Source organism: Amycolatopsis sp. NPDC051102, from assembly GCF_040682815.1.
GTDB lineage: Bacteria > Actinomycetota > Actinomycetes > Mycobacteriales > Pseudonocardiaceae > Amycolatopsis.
Genome location: NZ_JBFBBT010000021.1, coordinates 72,665 through 87,107, shown reverse-complemented (window position 1 = coordinate 87,107; position 14,443 = coordinate 72,665). Strand labels below are relative to the sequence as shown.

Here is a 14,443-nt window from a genome sequence, read left to right as displayed (position 1 = left end):
TCCACCTGCGGGTTGACCGCGGCTACCCAAATCGTGACCTTCGCCGACGAACCTCGAACGGGTGAACGCCGTCTTTACCGGTGTCCAAAGGCGATGATCGAAACAGCTGGGGGTACCGGATCGTGAAGAGGCTTCTGGCGGGAGCGGCCGCGCTGGCCACCGCGTTCGTGCTGGCCGCCTGCTCCGGCGGGGGCGCGGCCGGCGGGGCGAACGCGGGCGGCGGGGCCGTCGCCGCGGGGACCGGCGGTGGGACGCCGACGACCTCGAGCGCCGCCCCCACGGCGACGACGAGCGCCACCCCCACTCCGACGCCGACGCCCACCCCGGCGTCCACCAAGCCGGCGCCGACCAGCACCTCGGCCAAGCCGAAGCCGAAGCCCAAGCCGACCCCGGCGCCGCAGCCCGCGGCCGACCCGGGCGTTCCGTGCGCGGCGGCCGCCGCGGCGGCCGGCACCGCTGCCTGCGTCGACCTCTCGGCGCACAAGGCGTGGATCCTGCAGGGCGGCCAGGTCGTCTACGGCCCCGTGCCGATGCTGCCGGGTCGCAAGAGCAACCCGACGCCGACGGGCACGTTCCACGTGTACTCGAAGGAAAAGATGCACCTGTCGAAGGAATTCGACAACGCGGAAATGCCGAACTCGGTCTTCTTCTACCCGGGTGACGCCTTCCACCAGGGCAGCCTTTCGGTGTACTCGCACGGCTGCATCCACCTGTCGGCGGGCGCGTCGCTGAAGTTCTTCAACACCCTGCACGTCGGCGACGTAGTGCAGGTTGTCCCGTAACGGGATTCAAGCAATCACCGACCGTAGGTCACAGTCGGGTAAAATCAACCCGTCGTCTGCAACTGGCCTCCCTTCCCGGGCGATAAGTGATCGCTTGGGAAGGGGGGCCAGATGGCCTTGCGAAAACTTCGCGCACTCCGCCACCTCCTGGTGACGGCGGTTCTGACGGGGGCGCTCCTGCCGGTCGTGTCCACGGGGGTGGCTTCGGCGGCAGCAGGACTTCCACCGGGATTCGTCCTGCAGGACACCAACACCGGCCTGGGGAACGATCCGCTGACGGACTTCGCCTACCTGCCGGACAACTCGACGATCGTCATCGGCAAGAACGGCGACGTCCGGTGGCTGCCGGTCGACGGCGCGGGCCGGACGCTCGCGACGCTCCCGGTCCGCACCAACGAGGACCTCGGCCTGGTCGGGCTCGCGATCGCGCCGGACTACGCGACATCGCACAACATCTACCTGACGCGCTCGATCAACGTCGGCAGCGGCTTCGTCATGCGGCTGGCGCGGTTCACGGTGACCGTGGACGCCGCGGGCGCGCCGAACGGGCTGAGCGGCGAGCGGTCGGTGTTCGAGGTGCCGGGCATCTCCAACGTCCACGCCATCGACGGCGTCGTCGCGGCCGCGGACGGCACGCTCTGGCTGTCGATCGGCGACAACGGCGACTTCCGGAAGGTCGACCCGGGTGCGTTGCGCGCCCAGGACATCACCAGCCCGAACGGCAAGATCCTGCACCTGACCGCCGACGGCAACGGCGTGCCGTCGAACCCGTACTACGACGGGACCAACCCGGGTTCGACCGCGAGCAAGGTGTTCGCGCGCGGCTTCCGCAACCCGTTCCGGTTCACCATCGACCCGAACCTCGGCCTGCCGGTCGCCGGTGACGTCGGCTGGAGCACCTGGGAAGAGGTCGACGTCGTCCAGCGCGGCTCCAACCAGGGCTGGCCGTGCTGGGAAGGCAACAACCCGACGACCGGTTACAGCACGCTCGCGCAGTGCACCGGCGTGGCGAACCAGCCGCCGATCTTCTCGTACCTGCACGGCAACGAAGCCATGCAGGGCAACAGCGTCACGGGCGGGATCGTCTACAACGGATCCAGCTACCCGGCGGCGTACCGCGGTTCGTACTTCTTCGGCGACTACGTGACGAACAAGATCTGGACCCTGCGGTACGACGACCAGGGCAAGCTCACGCAGGCCCCGGAGAACCCGCCGGTCTTCACCGGCATCGGCGGCCCGGTCAAGTTCGCCGCGGCGCCGAACGGCGACATCGTCTACGCCGACATCCTCTCCGGCAACCTGCGGCGGCTGAGCTACCCGGGCGGCAACACCGCGCCGGTGGCCAAGGCCACCACGACGACCGACCCGGACACCCGCACGGTGTCCTTCGACGGCTCTTCGTCGGTCGACTACGACAACGACGCGCTGAAGTACGACTGGGACTTCGGCGACGGCACCGTCGTGACCGACGCCGGCCCGAAGGTGACCCACCCGTACGCGGCGGGCACCGCCGCGTTCACCGCGAAGCTGACCGTCCGGGACCCGCTGAACGCCACCGGCACGGCCACCATCGCGGTCGCGCCCGGCAACCACACCCCGGAGCTCACCCTGACCTCGCCACGGGACGACGCGACGTTCGCGGTGGACCAGCAGGTCGCGCTGAGCGCCAGCGCGACCGACGCCGAGGACGGCACGCTGCCGGTCACCTGGACCACGGCGGTGCGGCACTGCCCGAGCGAGGCGACCTGCCACTCGCACCCGGGCGTCGGCGGCACCGGGGAAACCTTCGCGCAGCCGTTCACCGAGCACCCGGACTCCCGGATGGAGTTCACCGCGACGGTGACCGACAGCGCGGGCGTCACCACGTCCCGCACGTACACCGCGATGCCGCGCCGGCACCGGATCACCCTGCTCAGCACGCAGCCCGCGGCGCTGAGCATCCCGGTGGAGGGCGGCGTCAACTCGGCCATGGTCACCGAAGGCGCGTCCTTCGACGTCGAAGCCGCTCCGCTGGGCGTCGACGGCGTCTCGAAGTTCACCGGCTGGCAGGGCGGCCCGTCGGACACGACGTGGGTCGTCACCGTCGGCACCGCCGACATGACGCTGACGGCGAACTACGCGACCCCGATCGACCAGCGCTACGACGCCGACGCGGCGCTGCGGACGACGCTCGGCGCGCCGACGGCGGCCGAGGTCACCGACGGGCCGGTGCACTACCGCGCCTACGCGAACGGCCGGCTGTACTGGAGTGCCGTCGGCGGCACCGTGTACGTCACCGGCCCGGTGCTGGCCAAGTACCTCGCCATCGGCGGGGCCAACGCGTTCGGCCCGCCGACGACCGACACGTTGACGACGCCGGACGGCGTGGCCCAGTACAACCACTTCGTCAACAACGGCAACGTGGGGTCGATCTACAACACGGCCGCGACGGGCGCGCACACGATCTACGGTGAGATCCGTAAGAAGTGGGCGGCACTGGACTTCGAGCGTGGCCTCGGCTACCCGACGACCGACGAGCTCGGCACGCCGGACGGCGTCGGCCGCTACAACCACTTCATCAAGGGCGGCAACGTCGGGTCGATCTACTTCACGAGCGCGACCGGCGCGCACGCCATCTACGGTGAGATCCGGAAGAAGTGGGCGGCGCTGGACTTCGAGCGTGGTCTCGGCTACCCGGCCACCGACGAGCTCGGCACGCCGGACGGCCGCGGCCGCTACAACCACTTCAGCATCGGCGGCTCGATCTACTACACCACGGCGACCGGTGCGCACATGGTGAAGGGCGAGATCCGCAAGCGGTGGGCGGCGCTCGGGTGGGAGTACTCCTACCTGCACTACCCGCGGTCGGACGAGTACGTGACGAACGGGGTGTACCGCAGCGACTTCGAAGGCGGCTACATCACGTTCACCCTCGCCACCGGGTCGGTCGACCGCCCCTGGTGAGGTCGTTCCTCCGGCGCGGGCCGGTTCCTTCGGGAGCCGGCCCGCGTTTCCGTCCGGGTCAGAGATCCGCGGGTGTCGTCCCGGCCGCCGTCAACGGCAGGCCGAGGGCGACGCGCTCGGTGAGCCACGGGCTCGGCCGGTAGCGGGGGTCGCCGGTGGCCGCGGTGAGGCCGTGCAGGATGCGCAGCACGATGTCGCCGCCGACGAGGTCGCCCCAGGCCAGCGGGCCGCGCGGGTAGCCGAGGCCGAGGCGGACCGCCGTGTCGATGTCCGCCGGTGTCGCCAGGTGCTGGCCCGCGATGAAGCACGCCGTGTTCACGATCGACGCCAGCAGGCGCTGCGCGATCGGCGCCGGCCCGTCGCGGACGACCGTGACGGGGTGGCCGGTCGCGGCCAGCGCGCCCCAGGCGGCGCGCGCCGCCGCCGGGTCGAGTCCGGGGTGGACGGACATCGTCAGGCGGCGTTCGTAGCCACCGAGCGGGTCGACGCCGGCGACGCGGCCGGGCGGCAGCCCGGCGCGGATCGCGGCGTCCACTGTGGACTCACCGTAGAGCGGGAGGAGCAGGACGGCGTCGGGGTAGGCGTCCGACACCACCTGCACGCCGGCGGCGGACAGCACCCGCGCGAGGTGCTCGTCCGCGGTGAACACCGGGCTCGTCGGCTTCGGCGGGGCCGGGGGCTCGTCGGCGACCTGCTGCTTGCCGTCGGCGTAGGAGTAGAACCCCTCGCCGTTCTTGCGCCCGAACAACCCGGCGGCCACGCGCGGCCGGGTCAGCCACGACGGCCGCAGCCGCGGGTCGCCGTGGAAGCCGCTCCAGATGCTCTCCAGCACCGCGTGGGAGACGTCGAGGCCGGTGAGGTCGAGCAGCTCGAACGGGCCCAGCTTCAGGCCGAGCACGTCCCGCGCGATGCGGTCGACGTCGGCGGGCTCGGCCAGCGCCTCGGCGAGGATCTGCAGCGCTTCGGTGTTCAGGCCGCGGCCGGCGTGGTTGACCAGGAAGCCGGGCGCGTCCTTCGCGAGCACCGGCTCGTGGCCCCAGCTCTTGACGAGCTCGAGGGCCTGGCCGGGCAGCCAGTCGTGGGTGCGCGCGCCCGGGACGACCTCGACCAGCCGCATCAGCGGCACCGGGTTGAAGAAGTGCAGGCCGACCAGCCGGCCCGGGTCGGCGAGTTCGGCGGCGATCTCGGTGACCGACAGCGAGCTCGTGTTCGTCGCGAAAACCGTCTCCTGTGGACAGACGCGCTCGAGGCCGGCGAACAGGGCGCGTTTCGTCGCCAGGTCCTCCCGGACGGCTTCGATCACGAGGTCGACGCCGTCGGCGGGGGCGTCGGGCGCGTCCACCGGGACCAGCCGGTCCTTGACGGCCTGGGCGTCCTCGTCCAGCTTGCCCTTGGCGGCGAGCTTGTCCACCATCCCGCCGACGTACCCGATCGCCTCGGTGACGGCCTCGCGCCGGACGTCGGCCAGCTCGACGGTCACCCCCGCGGTGGCGGCCAGCTGGACGATCCCGCGGCCCATCACCCCGGTCCCGATCACCCGGATCCTGCCGACCTTCCCGGCCCACCCCGTCACGTCGTGCCGCCTTCCGCCGTTGGACTTCCCGCCCCAGCCTAGAGGCCGACGAACTCCGCCATCCGCTTCGCCGAGTGGGCGAAGAACGCGTCGGCCGGGTCGACGCTGCCGACGTACTGGCCGAACAGGTCGAAGCTGATCGCGCCGAACAGCTGGGTCCACGCCATGAGCAGCCGGGCCACCGTTTCCGGGCCGGCGATGATTCCGAGGGTCTTCGTGAGCGTCTCGGCCTGGGTGCGCAGCTCGGGCGGGACTTCGCCGTCGATGTCCCGCAGCTCCGTGTGCGTGAGCACCTTGACCAGGGCGAGCGCGACGCGGGCGGCCGGCACGACGGTGTCCTGCGGTGCCGCGTAGCCGGGGATCGGCGAGCCGTAGATCAGCGCGTACTCGTGGGGGTGCGCGCGGGCCCAGCCGCGGGTGCCCTGCCAGATCGCCAGCCACCGCTCGCGCGGTGCGCCGTCGCCCGGGTCCGCCTGCTCGGCCGCCGCACCGATCGCGTTGTAGGCGTCGATGATCAGGTCGGTCAGCAGCCGGTCGCGGCTCGGGAAGTACCGGTAGATCGCGGACGACACCATGCCCAGCTCCCGCGCCACCGCGCGCAGCGACAGCCCGTGCGCGCCGACCTCGGCGAGCTGGCGGCGGGCCTCGTCCTTGATCTCCTGGGTCAGTTCGGCGCGGGCACGTTCGCGTGCGGTGCGGGAGGTGGTCATGCGGATCAGTGTGCCACGACGAGAGCAGTGCGCACAAAAGAGAGCAGTGCTCTTGACAGAGTGCGGCGCTCTCGTGTTCACTGCTCTTAACCGAGAGCACTGCTCTCCCAAACTTCCGGAGGACACCGTGAACGAGACCCGCTACATCAAGCCGAAGAAGTCGACCAGCGCCTTCAACGAAGTGGTCGCCAAGCTGACCAACCTGGGCGTGAGCGTCTGGGGCAGCCGGGTGCTGACGGTGGCCGGCCGCAAGAGCGGCGAGCCGCGCTCGGTCCCGGTCAACCTGCTGACTGTGGACGGCGTCCGCTACCTGGTCGCCCCGCGCGGCGAGACGCAGTGGGTGCGCAACCTGCGCGCGGCGGGCCAGGGGACGCTGCGCGTCGGGCGCCGCGTCGAGACGTTCACCTTCCGCGAGCTGCCCGACGACGAGAAGCCGGGCATCCTCCGGGCGTACCTCAAGCGCTGGAAGTTCGAGGTCGGCGTGTTCTTCGACGGCGTCGACGCGAAGGCCTCGGACGAGAAGCTGCGCGAGATCGCCCCGGGCTACCCGATCTTCGAGATTTTCACGAAGTAGGTTTCCGCCGGGTCAGGTTCGCGGCCACCAGCACCACGCCGACGAGGAACGCGACGAGCCCGATGAGGAACCACAGCTTCTGCCCGGTCATGAAGCTGCCGGTGATGACGCCGACGCCCTGCAGCACCCAGACGGCGCCGACGAGCACGAGCACGACCCCGACCGCGAAGGTGATCCAGCGCCTCATCGGCTCAGCTTAGGCCGACGGCTCGGCCGGCACGAGCTTGTGGCGGTAGGCGTAGACGACGGCGTGCACCCGGTCGGGCAGCCCGAGCTTGCTCAGCACCCGCGACACGTGCGTCTTCACCGTCTCCTCGCCGACGTGCAGCTTCCGCGCGATCTCGGCGTTGCTGCACGCGCCGGCGAGCAGCAGCAGGACTTCGCGTTCGCGGGAGGTCAGGCGGGCCAGCTCGGGAGGTTCGGCGGCCGCGGGTTCGAGGACCGTCGCGAACTTCGCCACCAGCCGCCGCGTCACCGACGGGTCGATCAGGGCGTCCCCGCGCGCCGCCACGCGCATCGCCGCGACCAGCTCCTCCGGGGCCAGGCTCTTCAGCAGGAAACCGCTCGCGCCCGCCCGCAGCGCGCGGTAGACGTACTCGTCGGCGTCGTAGGTGGTGAGCACGAGGACGCGGGTGTCGTTGCCCGGCGCGGCCAGGATCGCCTCGGTCGCGGCGAGGCCGTCGAGGCGGGGCATCCGGACGTCGAGGACCGCGACGTCCGGGCGCAGGCGCGCGGTCTCGGCGACGGCTTCGCGGCCGTCGGACGCCTCGCCGACGCAGGTGAAGTCGGGCTGGGTGTCGAGCAGCGCGCGCATCCCGGACCGGAACATCGCGTGGTCGTCGGCCAGCAGGACGCGGATCATGTGCTCTCCACCGGGAAGGTCGTGCGCAGCTGCCACTGCCCGCTGTGCTCGCCGTAGGACACCTGCCCCCCGAACAGGGTGACGCGCTGGCGGATGCCGGCCAGCCCGCGGTGCGCGTGCTCCTTTTCCTCGCCGCGGCCGGCGCGCAGGCCGTTGGTCACCGTGAGCACGACCTCGGTGCGCCCGTGGTTCAGCTCGACCTCGACCGGGCCCTGGCCGTGGCGCAGGGCGTTGGTCATGGCTTCCTGCGCAATCCGGTAGAGCGCGACGTCCAGGGAGCCCGGCAGCTCGCGGGGCTCGCCGAGCAGCGTCAGCCGGGTGGGGAGGCCGGCCGCGCGGACCGTCTCGACCAGCTCGTCGAGGTTGTCGAGCCCGGGCTGTTCGACGTTGGGTTCCGCGTGCAGGAGGTCGAGCAGCCGCCGCAGGTCGGCCATCGCCGAGCGGCTCGCGGACTCGACCGCGCCGAGCGACTTCCGCACCGGTTCGGCGCCGTCGGGCAGGCCGAGCCGGGCGGCGCCGGCGTGCACGCCGATGGCGCTGACGTGGTGGGAGATGACGTCGTGCAGGTCGCGCGCGATCGTCGTCCGCTCTTCGAGGACGGCCCGCTTGACGGCTTCCTCTTCGTGCTGACGGCGTTCGTCGGCTTCGCGCTCGAGGTCGGCGATGTAGGCGCGCCGGGCCGTCGTGTACCGGCCGACCAGCCAGGGCAGGAGGGCGGAGACACCGACGTTGATGCCGAGCAGGCGCCAGTCGTTCGCGACGCGCCCGCCGCCTTCGAGGCAGCCGGCGGCGACCCCGGCGATCAGCGCGCCGAGCGCGAGCACGGCCGGCCGCGGCCGCAGCCACGCGCCGGCGCGGTAGCCGGCGATGAGGATCCCGGAGTTGTTGCCGGTGACGTACCCCTGGCAGGTGCAGAGCAGCAGCGGCGAGGCGGCGAAGAGCACGGCGTGCGCGAGCGCGACCCACCCCGAATATCGGGCTGCCCCGGCGAGCGCGGCGTTGACGGCCACCCCGCCGAGCAGCACGACCCAGGCCGCCCACCCGCCTTCGGGAAGCGGGCCGCGAAGGGTGAAGAGGGCGGCGTCGCAGACCACGCAGACCAGGGCGACCAGCAGCGACTGCCGCCTCAGCGACCCTCTGATGTCCTGCACACCCGCAACTGTGCCCTAACCGGGGGCGAGAGGGGACGGGAAGTCCCCGATGCGGCGGGAGGGGGACACGGCATCGGGGACGTTCCCTGGCGAAAGCCGACGACGGTCCGGAGCGCCCCGGCGTGGCGTTGGGGCGCTCCGGGACGGGGTCAGCTCGTCGGGCGGGGCGGGTAGCCGCCGCGGCGCTGGCCCGGCTGGCGCTGGCCCGGCTGGAAGCCCTGGCCGAGCGACGTCGCCGTGGCCGTCTGGCCCTCGACCTTCGCCACCACCGTCACGTTCGTGTCGCCCTGCTTCACGTCGCCCGTCTTCTCGGTCGACCCGTTCAGCGTGTACGTCTGCTTGTAGCCGTCCTTGCTGGTCAGCGTCACCGAGGTGGCGCTCAGCTCCGTCACGTCGCCCGTCTGCAGGCGCTCGGTCGTGTAGCCGCCGCTGCCGTTCGACACCACGAAGTCGCCGTGCAGGGCCTCTCGCAACGCGGCCATCCCGCCGCCGAAGCCGCCGCCCGGCATGCCCTGGCCGCGGAACTGGCCGCCGCCCGGTCCGCCACCCGGCCCGCCGAAGCCGCCGGGGCCCTGTGCGGTGTTGTCCGCGTTGCTCGTGCCCGCCCAGATCGCCGCTCCGCCGCCCGCCGCGATCACCACCGCGATCCCCGCCGCGATCGCCGTCTTCTTGCCGGACCAGCCCTTCTTCGGGGCGGCCGGGGCGGGGTCGCCCCAGTTGGCGCCCTGCGGCGGGGTGGTCGGCGTCGGCTCGGTAGTCATCGTGTCCTCCGGTCGTACCCACACTGGTCCCGACCAGGCTCGCCGCCGTGGCTGTGATTGAGCTGTGCGCGGCGTCAGCGGGTGCTGTGCCTCGATCGCGCGAACCTTCACAGGAAACGCACAGCGACCGCACAGCGAACACCGACGCGGAGCCGCGAAGGTGGCACCATGACCGCTATGAACGCCACGTCACCCGGCCCCGGCAAGGCCGACCTGCGCCGCGCCGACGGGAGCCCGGTGCGGGTGCTCGTCGTCGACGACGAGGCGACGCTGGCCGAGCTCGTGTCGATGGCCCTGCGCATGGAGGGCTGGGAGGTGCGCAGCGCGGGCGACGGCACGGAGGCCGTCCGGATCGCGCGCGACTTCCGGCCCGACGCGGTCGTCCTCGACGTCATGCTCCCCGACTTCAGCGGGCTCGAAGTCCTGCGCCGGATGCGGTCCGAGGCGCCGAACCTGCCCGTCTTGTTCCTGACGGCGAAGGACGCGGTCGAAGACCGGATCGCCGGGCTCACCGCGGGCGGCGACGACTACGTCACCAAGCCCTTCAGCCTCGAAGAGGTCGCCCTGCGGCTGCGCGCGCTGCTGCGCCGGGCCGGCGGGGTGACCGGCGCGAGCGGGTCGACGCTCGTCGTCGGCGACCTCACCCTGGACGAGGACAGCCGCGAGGTGCACCGCGGCGGCGACCTGGTGCCGCTGACCGCGACCGAGTTCGAGCTGCTGCGCTACCTCATGCGCAACCCCAAGCGGGTGCTGTCGAAGGCCCAGATCCTGGACCGCGTGTGGAGCTACGACTTCGGCGGCCAGGCCAACATCGTCGAGCTCTACATCTCCTACCTGCGCAAGAAGATCGACGCCGACCGCGAGCCGATGATCCACACCATGCGGGGCGCCGGGTATGTCCTCAAGCCCGCAGGCTGAACCGCGGCGCGTCCGCCGGCCGTGGTCACTGCGGCGGCGGCTGATCGTGCAGCTCGCCGCGCTGCTCGCGCTGGTCTGCCTGGTCGTCGGCGTGGTCACGGAGTTCGCGCTGAGCGAGTTCCTCGTCGGCCAGCAGGACAAGCGGCTGGCCGCGGCCAGCGATCGCGCGGCGCACGCCGGGGAGCGGCCGCCGCCGTGGACCTACGGCGAAGCGCCGCCGCCGGATCCGCTGCGCGTGCTCGGCCAGGGCGAGGGCACGCTCGCCGTCGTCGAGCGCGGGTCGGTCGCGCAGGGCAGCGTGCTGGACTCCACCGCCGCCGCGCCGTCGAAGCGCAAGGCGGGCTTCCGCAACATCTCGCCGGACCAGGTGCTGATGCTGATCGCGCTGCCGTCCGACGGGAAGCAGCACAGCATCGACCTCGGCGGCAGCCTCGGCGAGTACCGCGTCGTTTCGACGAAGGCGCCGAACGGGGACAAGACGGTCATCGGCCTGCCGCTGCGGGACGTCAACGAGACGCTCTGGCAGCTCGGGTTCATCCTCGGCGGGGTCGCGCTCGCCGGGATCCTGGTGGCGGGCGCGGTCGGCGCGGCGACGATCCGCCGCACGATGCGGCCGCTCGACCGGCTGGCCGCGACCGCGACGCGCGTCTCCGAGCTGCCGCTGGACCGCGGCGAAGTGGCGCTGTCCGAACGCGTCCCGGAGGCCGACACCGACCCGGGCACCGAGGTCGGCAAGGTCGGCTCGGCGCTGAACCGGATGCTGCAGCACGTCGCGAACGCGCTGACCGCGCGGCACGCGAGCGAGAACCGCGTCCGCCAGTTCGTCGCGGACGCCAGCCACGAGCTCCGGACGCCGCTGGCGGCGATCCGCGGGTACGCGGAGCTGACCCGCCGCGGCGGCGAGCAGGTCCCGCCGGACGTCGCGTTCGCGATGAGCCGCGTCGAGTCCGAGTCGCGCCGGATGACGACGCTGGTGGAGGACCTGCTGCTGCTCGCCCGGCTGGACTCGGGCCGCCCGGTGGTGCACGAGTGGGTGGACCTGTGCCGCCTGGTGGCCGACGCGGTCGCGGACGCGCACGTCGCGGGCCCGGACCACAAGTGGCTGATGGACGTCCCCGGCGAGCCGATCGGCGTCCGCGGCGACGCGGGCCAGCTGCACCAGGTGGTGATCAACGTGCTGGCCAACGCCCGCACGCACACCCCGCCGGGCACGACGGTGACGACCACACTGTCCACTTCGGACGGAATCGTCCGGCTCCGGGTGGCCGACGACGGCCCGGGCATCCCGCCGGAGATGCTCCCGGACATCTTCGAGCGCTTCGCCCGCGGCGACAATTCGCGTTCGCGGGCGGCCGGAAGCACCGGGCTGGGGCTGGCGATCGTGGCGGCGGTGGTGGGTGCGCACGGCGGCCGGGTCGGGGTGCAGAGCCGGCCGGGGCGCACGGAGTTCGAGATCACCTTCGCGGAGGCACCGGCCTAGCTGTGGCCGGGGTAGCGGGCCACGATGGTCGCGGAGTCCGGGGTCACCCGCAGCTCGGTGGCGAGCAGCTGCGGGTGGCGCAGCCAGTGCAGCCTCGGCTCGTCGGGCCGGCCTTGGAAGACCGGTGGCCACGAAGACATCGGCGTGAAGTCGTCGATGACGAGGCAGCCGCCCGGGCGCAGCCACCGGTCTGGCTCCAGCGGCGGCTCGCCGCTCTTGCCCTGGCCGCCGCCGTCCGCCACCAGCAGGTCGAACGGCCCCGCCGCGGCCAGCTCGGTCCAGTCGCCGCGCAGGAGCGTCACGGCCGGCGTGCCGTCGAACACCCCGGCCGCGACCGCGTGCCGGTCCCGGTCCCGCTCGACGCTGACCAGCGTCGTGCCCGGGCCGGCCCCGGCGGCGAGCCAGGCCAGGCCCACTCCGCAGCCCGTGCCGGTTTCGCCGATCACCCCGCCGGCGACCCCGCCCGCGAGCAACCGCAGCAACCGGCCCTGTGCGGGACGGCACGAGCAGCCGAACCCCGCTTGCTCCGCCGCCCGCACGGCCTGCCGGACCAGCTCCGGCAAATCGGGTTCGCGCGCGTGCTCCGCCGTTCCGTTCTCCGACACCCAGGTCACCCGTTCGACGTCGATGCACAGCTGACGCACAGCTTGGCCACAAGTTCACCACATCCCGCGCCGACACGGTGAACGCCATGACGACCACGCTGTCGGCGCCCGAACACGCCCAGCCCCAGCCGCCCGCCGTGCCGCCGGATCCCCGGTGGGTCAAGCCTTCCGTCGCCGCGCTGCTGCTCGGGACCGGGCTGCTCTACCTGTGGGACCTGGCGAAGACCGGATGGGCCAACGATTTCTACGCGATGGCCGTGCAGGCCGGCACGTGGAGCTGGAAGGCGCTGTTCTTCGGTTCGCTCGACCCGGGCAACGTCGTCACCGTCGACAAACCGCCGTTCTCCCTGTGGGTGATGGGGTTGTCCGGCCGGCTCTTCGGCTTCTCCAGCTGGAGCCTGCTGGTGCCGAACGCGCTCGCCGGCGTCGCTTCCGTCGGGCTGCTCTACCTCGCCGTGCGGCGGCTGTCCGGGCCGGGGGCCGGGCTGCTGGCCGGAGCCGGGCTCGCGCTGACGCCGGTCGCCGCGCTCATGTTCCGCTACGACAACCCCGACGCCTTCCTCGTGCTGCTGCTCGTCGCCGGCGGGTACTGCGTCGTGCGCGCGCTGGAGCACGCGAGCACGAAGTGGCTGCTGCTCGCCGGGGTCGCGATCGGGTTCGGCTTCCTCGACAAGATGCTGCAGGCCTTCCTCGTGCTGCCCGCCTTCGTGCTGGTGTACGCCGTCGCGGCGCCGACGTCACCCGGCCGCCGGATCGGGCAGCTGTGCGCCGCGGCGGGTGCGGTGGTCGTCTCGGCCGGCTGGTGGATCGCCGCCGTCGCGCTGTGGCCTGTCGCGGACCGGCCCTACATCAGCGGTTCGACCGACAACACCGTGCTGGAACTGGCCTTCGGCTACAACGGCCTCGGCCGGATCTTCGGCGAAGGACGCGGGGGAGGCGGCGGCGGGGCGTTCGCGCCGCCCGCCGGGCTGGAGCTGCCCGCCGGTGGCCGGGGCTTCGGCGGTGGCTTCGGCGGCGAGACCGGCCTGACGCGGTTGTTCTCCGGCGAGTTCGGCGGCGAGGCGTCGTGGCTGCTGCCCGCCGCGGTGCTCGGCCTGGCCGCCGGCCTCTGGTTCACCCGGCGCGCGCCCCGCACCGACCGGACGCGCGCGGCGCTGCTGCTGTGGGGCGGCTGGCTGGTGGTCACCGCGCTGGTGTTCAGCTACATGAGCGGCATCATCCACCCGTACTACACGGTCGCGCTGGCCCCGGGAACCGCGGCCACGCTCGGGATCGCCGCCCGGGAGCTCTGGCGCGGCCGGGCGAACTTCGCGGCGCGCGTGGTGCTCGCCGTCATGCTCGCGGTGACCGCAGTCTGGGGGTTCGTGCTCCTCGCCCGGACGCCGGACTGGCAGCCGTGGCTGCGCTACACCCTCCTGGTGGCCGGCGCCGCCGCGGTCGCGGGGCTGCTCTTCGGCGCCGACCGGTTCCGGCGGCTCGGCCCGGTCGTGGCCGTGCTCGGCCTCTGCGGTGCCCTGCTCGGGACGGCGTCCTTCACGCTCGCCACGGCGGCGACCGCGCACGCCGGCGGGACGCCGTCCTCCGGTCCGGCTGTCGCAAGTGGACGCGGCTTCGGCGCGCGGGGCTTCGGGGGCGGGGAGACCGACACCGCAGTGGCCGAGCTGCTGAAGAACACCACGACGAAGTGGGCCGCGGCGCAGAGCGGGGCGATGCAGTCGGCGGGCCTGGCGCTGGCCAGCGGACGGCCGGTGCTCGCGATCGGCGGCTTCAGCGGCAGCGACCCGGCGCCGACGCTGCAGCAGTTCCAGCAGTACGTCGCCGACGGGGACGTCCGCTACTACGTCGCCGGCGGCCGGGGCGGTTTCGGAGGTGGCCGCGGGACGTCCGGCGAGATCCAGGCGTGGGTCGAGCAGAACTTCGCGCCGGAGACCGTCGGCGGCACGACGGTTTACGACCTCACCAAATCTATCGGCTGACAGAAATTCGGCGGCCCGGCGGAAATGTTTCGGGCGTGTTAACAGTCCGGGAATCATCGGCGAATCCGGGGCCTGTGCGGTATCGGCGGATGCGGACAGGTGTTCGAA

The 14,443-nt window shown here is 72.5% G+C and carries 13 protein-coding genes; 6 read left to right on the top strand and 7 right to left on the bottom strand.

The window, feature by feature from the left end:
• The first annotated feature begins 122 nt into the window (after nt 1-122).
• Nucleotides 123-782: a L,D-transpeptidase gene (locus AB0M93_RS38565; RefSeq protein ID WP_364283713.1), complete on the top strand. Its 660-nt coding sequence runs from the start codon at nt 123-125 to the stop codon at nt 780-782.
• A gap of 111 nt (nt 783-893) precedes the next feature.
• Nucleotides 894-3,725 carry a PQQ-dependent sugar dehydrogenase gene (locus AB0M93_RS38560; protein ID WP_364283710.1) on the top strand — a complete coding sequence of 944 codons (2,832 nt, stop codon included), beginning with the start codon at nt 894-896 and terminating at the stop codon, nt 3,723-3,725.
• Nucleotides 3,726-3,783: 58 nt separating this feature from the next.
• Here the strand turns inward: AB0M93_RS38560 and AB0M93_RS38555 are convergent, their stop codons facing one another.
• Entirely contained in the window at nt 3,784-5,298 is a 1,515-nt protein-coding gene (locus AB0M93_RS38555) for a 3-hydroxyacyl-CoA dehydrogenase (RefSeq protein WP_364283707.1), read from the bottom strand.
• Between the two features lie 38 nt (nt 5,299-5,336).
• The gene (locus AB0M93_RS38550) at nt 5,337-6,008 is read right to left on the bottom strand and encodes a TetR/AcrR family transcriptional regulator (RefSeq protein WP_364283705.1); all 672 of its coding nucleotides are present in this window, start codon (nt 6,006-6,008) and stop codon (nt 5,337-5,339) included.
• Between the two features lie 127 nt (nt 6,009-6,135).
• On the opposite strand from AB0M93_RS38550, the gene AB0M93_RS38545 reads away from it, so the two are divergent.
• Complete coding sequence (locus AB0M93_RS38545; protein ID WP_364283702.1) at nt 6,136-6,582, top strand: nitroreductase family deazaflavin-dependent oxidoreductase; 447 nt, start codon at nt 6,136-6,138, stop codon at nt 6,580-6,582.
• On the opposite strand, the gene AB0M93_RS38540 is transcribed toward AB0M93_RS38545, so the two are convergent.
• The 4 genes from AB0M93_RS38540 to AB0M93_RS38525 form a co-directional block, all read right to left on the bottom strand.
• Nucleotides 6,572-6,769 carry a hypothetical protein gene (locus AB0M93_RS38540; RefSeq protein ID WP_364283699.1) on the bottom strand — a complete coding sequence of 66 codons (198 nt, stop codon included), beginning with the start codon at nt 6,767-6,769 and terminating at the stop codon, nt 6,572-6,574. The genes AB0M93_RS38545 and AB0M93_RS38540 overlap by 11 nt on opposite strands.
• Nucleotides 6,770-6,778: 9 nt before the next feature.
• On the bottom strand, nt 6,779-7,444 hold the full coding sequence (locus AB0M93_RS38535) for a response regulator transcription factor (protein WP_364283696.1): 666 nt from the start codon (nt 7,442-7,444) through the stop codon (nt 6,779-6,781).
• On the bottom strand, nt 7,441-8,595 hold the full coding sequence (locus AB0M93_RS38530; RefSeq protein WP_364283693.1) for a histidine kinase: 1,155 nt from the start codon (nt 8,593-8,595) through the stop codon (nt 7,441-7,443). Before AB0M93_RS38530 ends, AB0M93_RS38535 begins: the two co-directional genes overlap by 4 nt.
• 149 nt (nt 8,596-8,744) lie before the next feature.
• Complete coding sequence (locus AB0M93_RS38525) at nt 8,745-9,356, bottom strand: hypothetical protein (RefSeq protein WP_364283690.1); 612 nt, start codon at nt 9,354-9,356, stop codon at nt 8,745-8,747.
• Between the two features lie 168 nt (nt 9,357-9,524).
• Between AB0M93_RS38525 and AB0M93_RS38520 the strand changes: the two genes are divergently transcribed.
• Both AB0M93_RS38520 and AB0M93_RS38515 read left to right on the top strand, forming a co-directional pair.
• On the top strand, nt 9,525-10,274 hold the full coding sequence (locus AB0M93_RS38520; RefSeq protein ID WP_033261680.1) for a response regulator transcription factor: 750 nt from the start codon (nt 9,525-9,527) through the stop codon (nt 10,272-10,274).
• Nucleotides 10,252-11,754 (top strand): HAMP domain-containing sensor histidine kinase, encoded by a 1,503-nt coding sequence (locus tag AB0M93_RS38515; protein WP_364283687.1) that lies wholly within the window; start codon nt 10,252-10,254, stop codon nt 11,752-11,754. Before AB0M93_RS38520 ends, AB0M93_RS38515 begins: the two co-directional genes overlap by 23 nt.
• On the opposite strand, the gene AB0M93_RS38510 is transcribed toward AB0M93_RS38515, so the two are convergent.
• Entirely contained in the window at nt 11,751-12,359 is a 609-nt protein-coding gene (locus tag AB0M93_RS38510) for a class I SAM-dependent methyltransferase (RefSeq protein WP_364283685.1), read from the bottom strand. The two genes, AB0M93_RS38515 and AB0M93_RS38510, sit on opposite strands and share 4 nt — an antisense overlap.
• Nucleotides 12,360-12,445: 86 nt before the next feature.
• On the opposite strand from AB0M93_RS38510, the gene AB0M93_RS38505 reads away from it, so the two are divergent.
• Complete coding sequence (locus AB0M93_RS38505) at nt 12,446-14,335, top strand: glycosyltransferase family 39 protein (protein ID WP_364283682.1); 1,890 nt, start codon at nt 12,446-12,448, stop codon at nt 14,333-14,335.
• Nucleotides 14,336-14,443: the final 108 nt, after the last annotated feature.

Coding starts and splice junctions, on each gene's coding strand:
- AB0M93_RS38560 (WP_364283710.1), top strand. CDS start 894: ATGGCCTTGCGAAAACTTCGCGCACTCCGCCACCTCCTGGTGACGGCG.
- AB0M93_RS38550 (WP_364283705.1), bottom strand. CDS start 6,008: ATGACCACCTCCCGCACCGCACGCGAACGTGCCCGCGCCGAACTGACC.
- AB0M93_RS38540 (WP_364283699.1), bottom strand. CDS start 6,769: ATGAGGCGCTGGATCACCTTCGCGGTCGGGGTCGTGCTCGTGCTCGTC.
- AB0M93_RS38535 (WP_364283696.1), bottom strand. CDS start 7,444: ATGATCCGCGTCCTGCTGGCCGACGACCACGCGATGTTCCGGTCCGGG.
- AB0M93_RS38525 (WP_364283690.1), bottom strand. CDS start 9,356: ATGACTACCGAGCCGACGCCGACCACCCCGCCGCAGGGCGCCAACTGG.
- AB0M93_RS38520 (WP_033261680.1), top strand. CDS start 9,525: ATGACCGCTATGAACGCCACGTCACCCGGCCCCGGCAAGGCCGACCTG.
- AB0M93_RS38515 (WP_364283687.1), top strand. CDS start 10,252: ATGTCCTCAAGCCCGCAGGCTGAACCGCGGCGCGTCCGCCGGCCGTGG.
- AB0M93_RS38505 (WP_364283682.1), top strand. CDS start 12,446: ATGACGACCACGCTGTCGGCGCCCGAACACGCCCAGCCCCAGCCGCCC.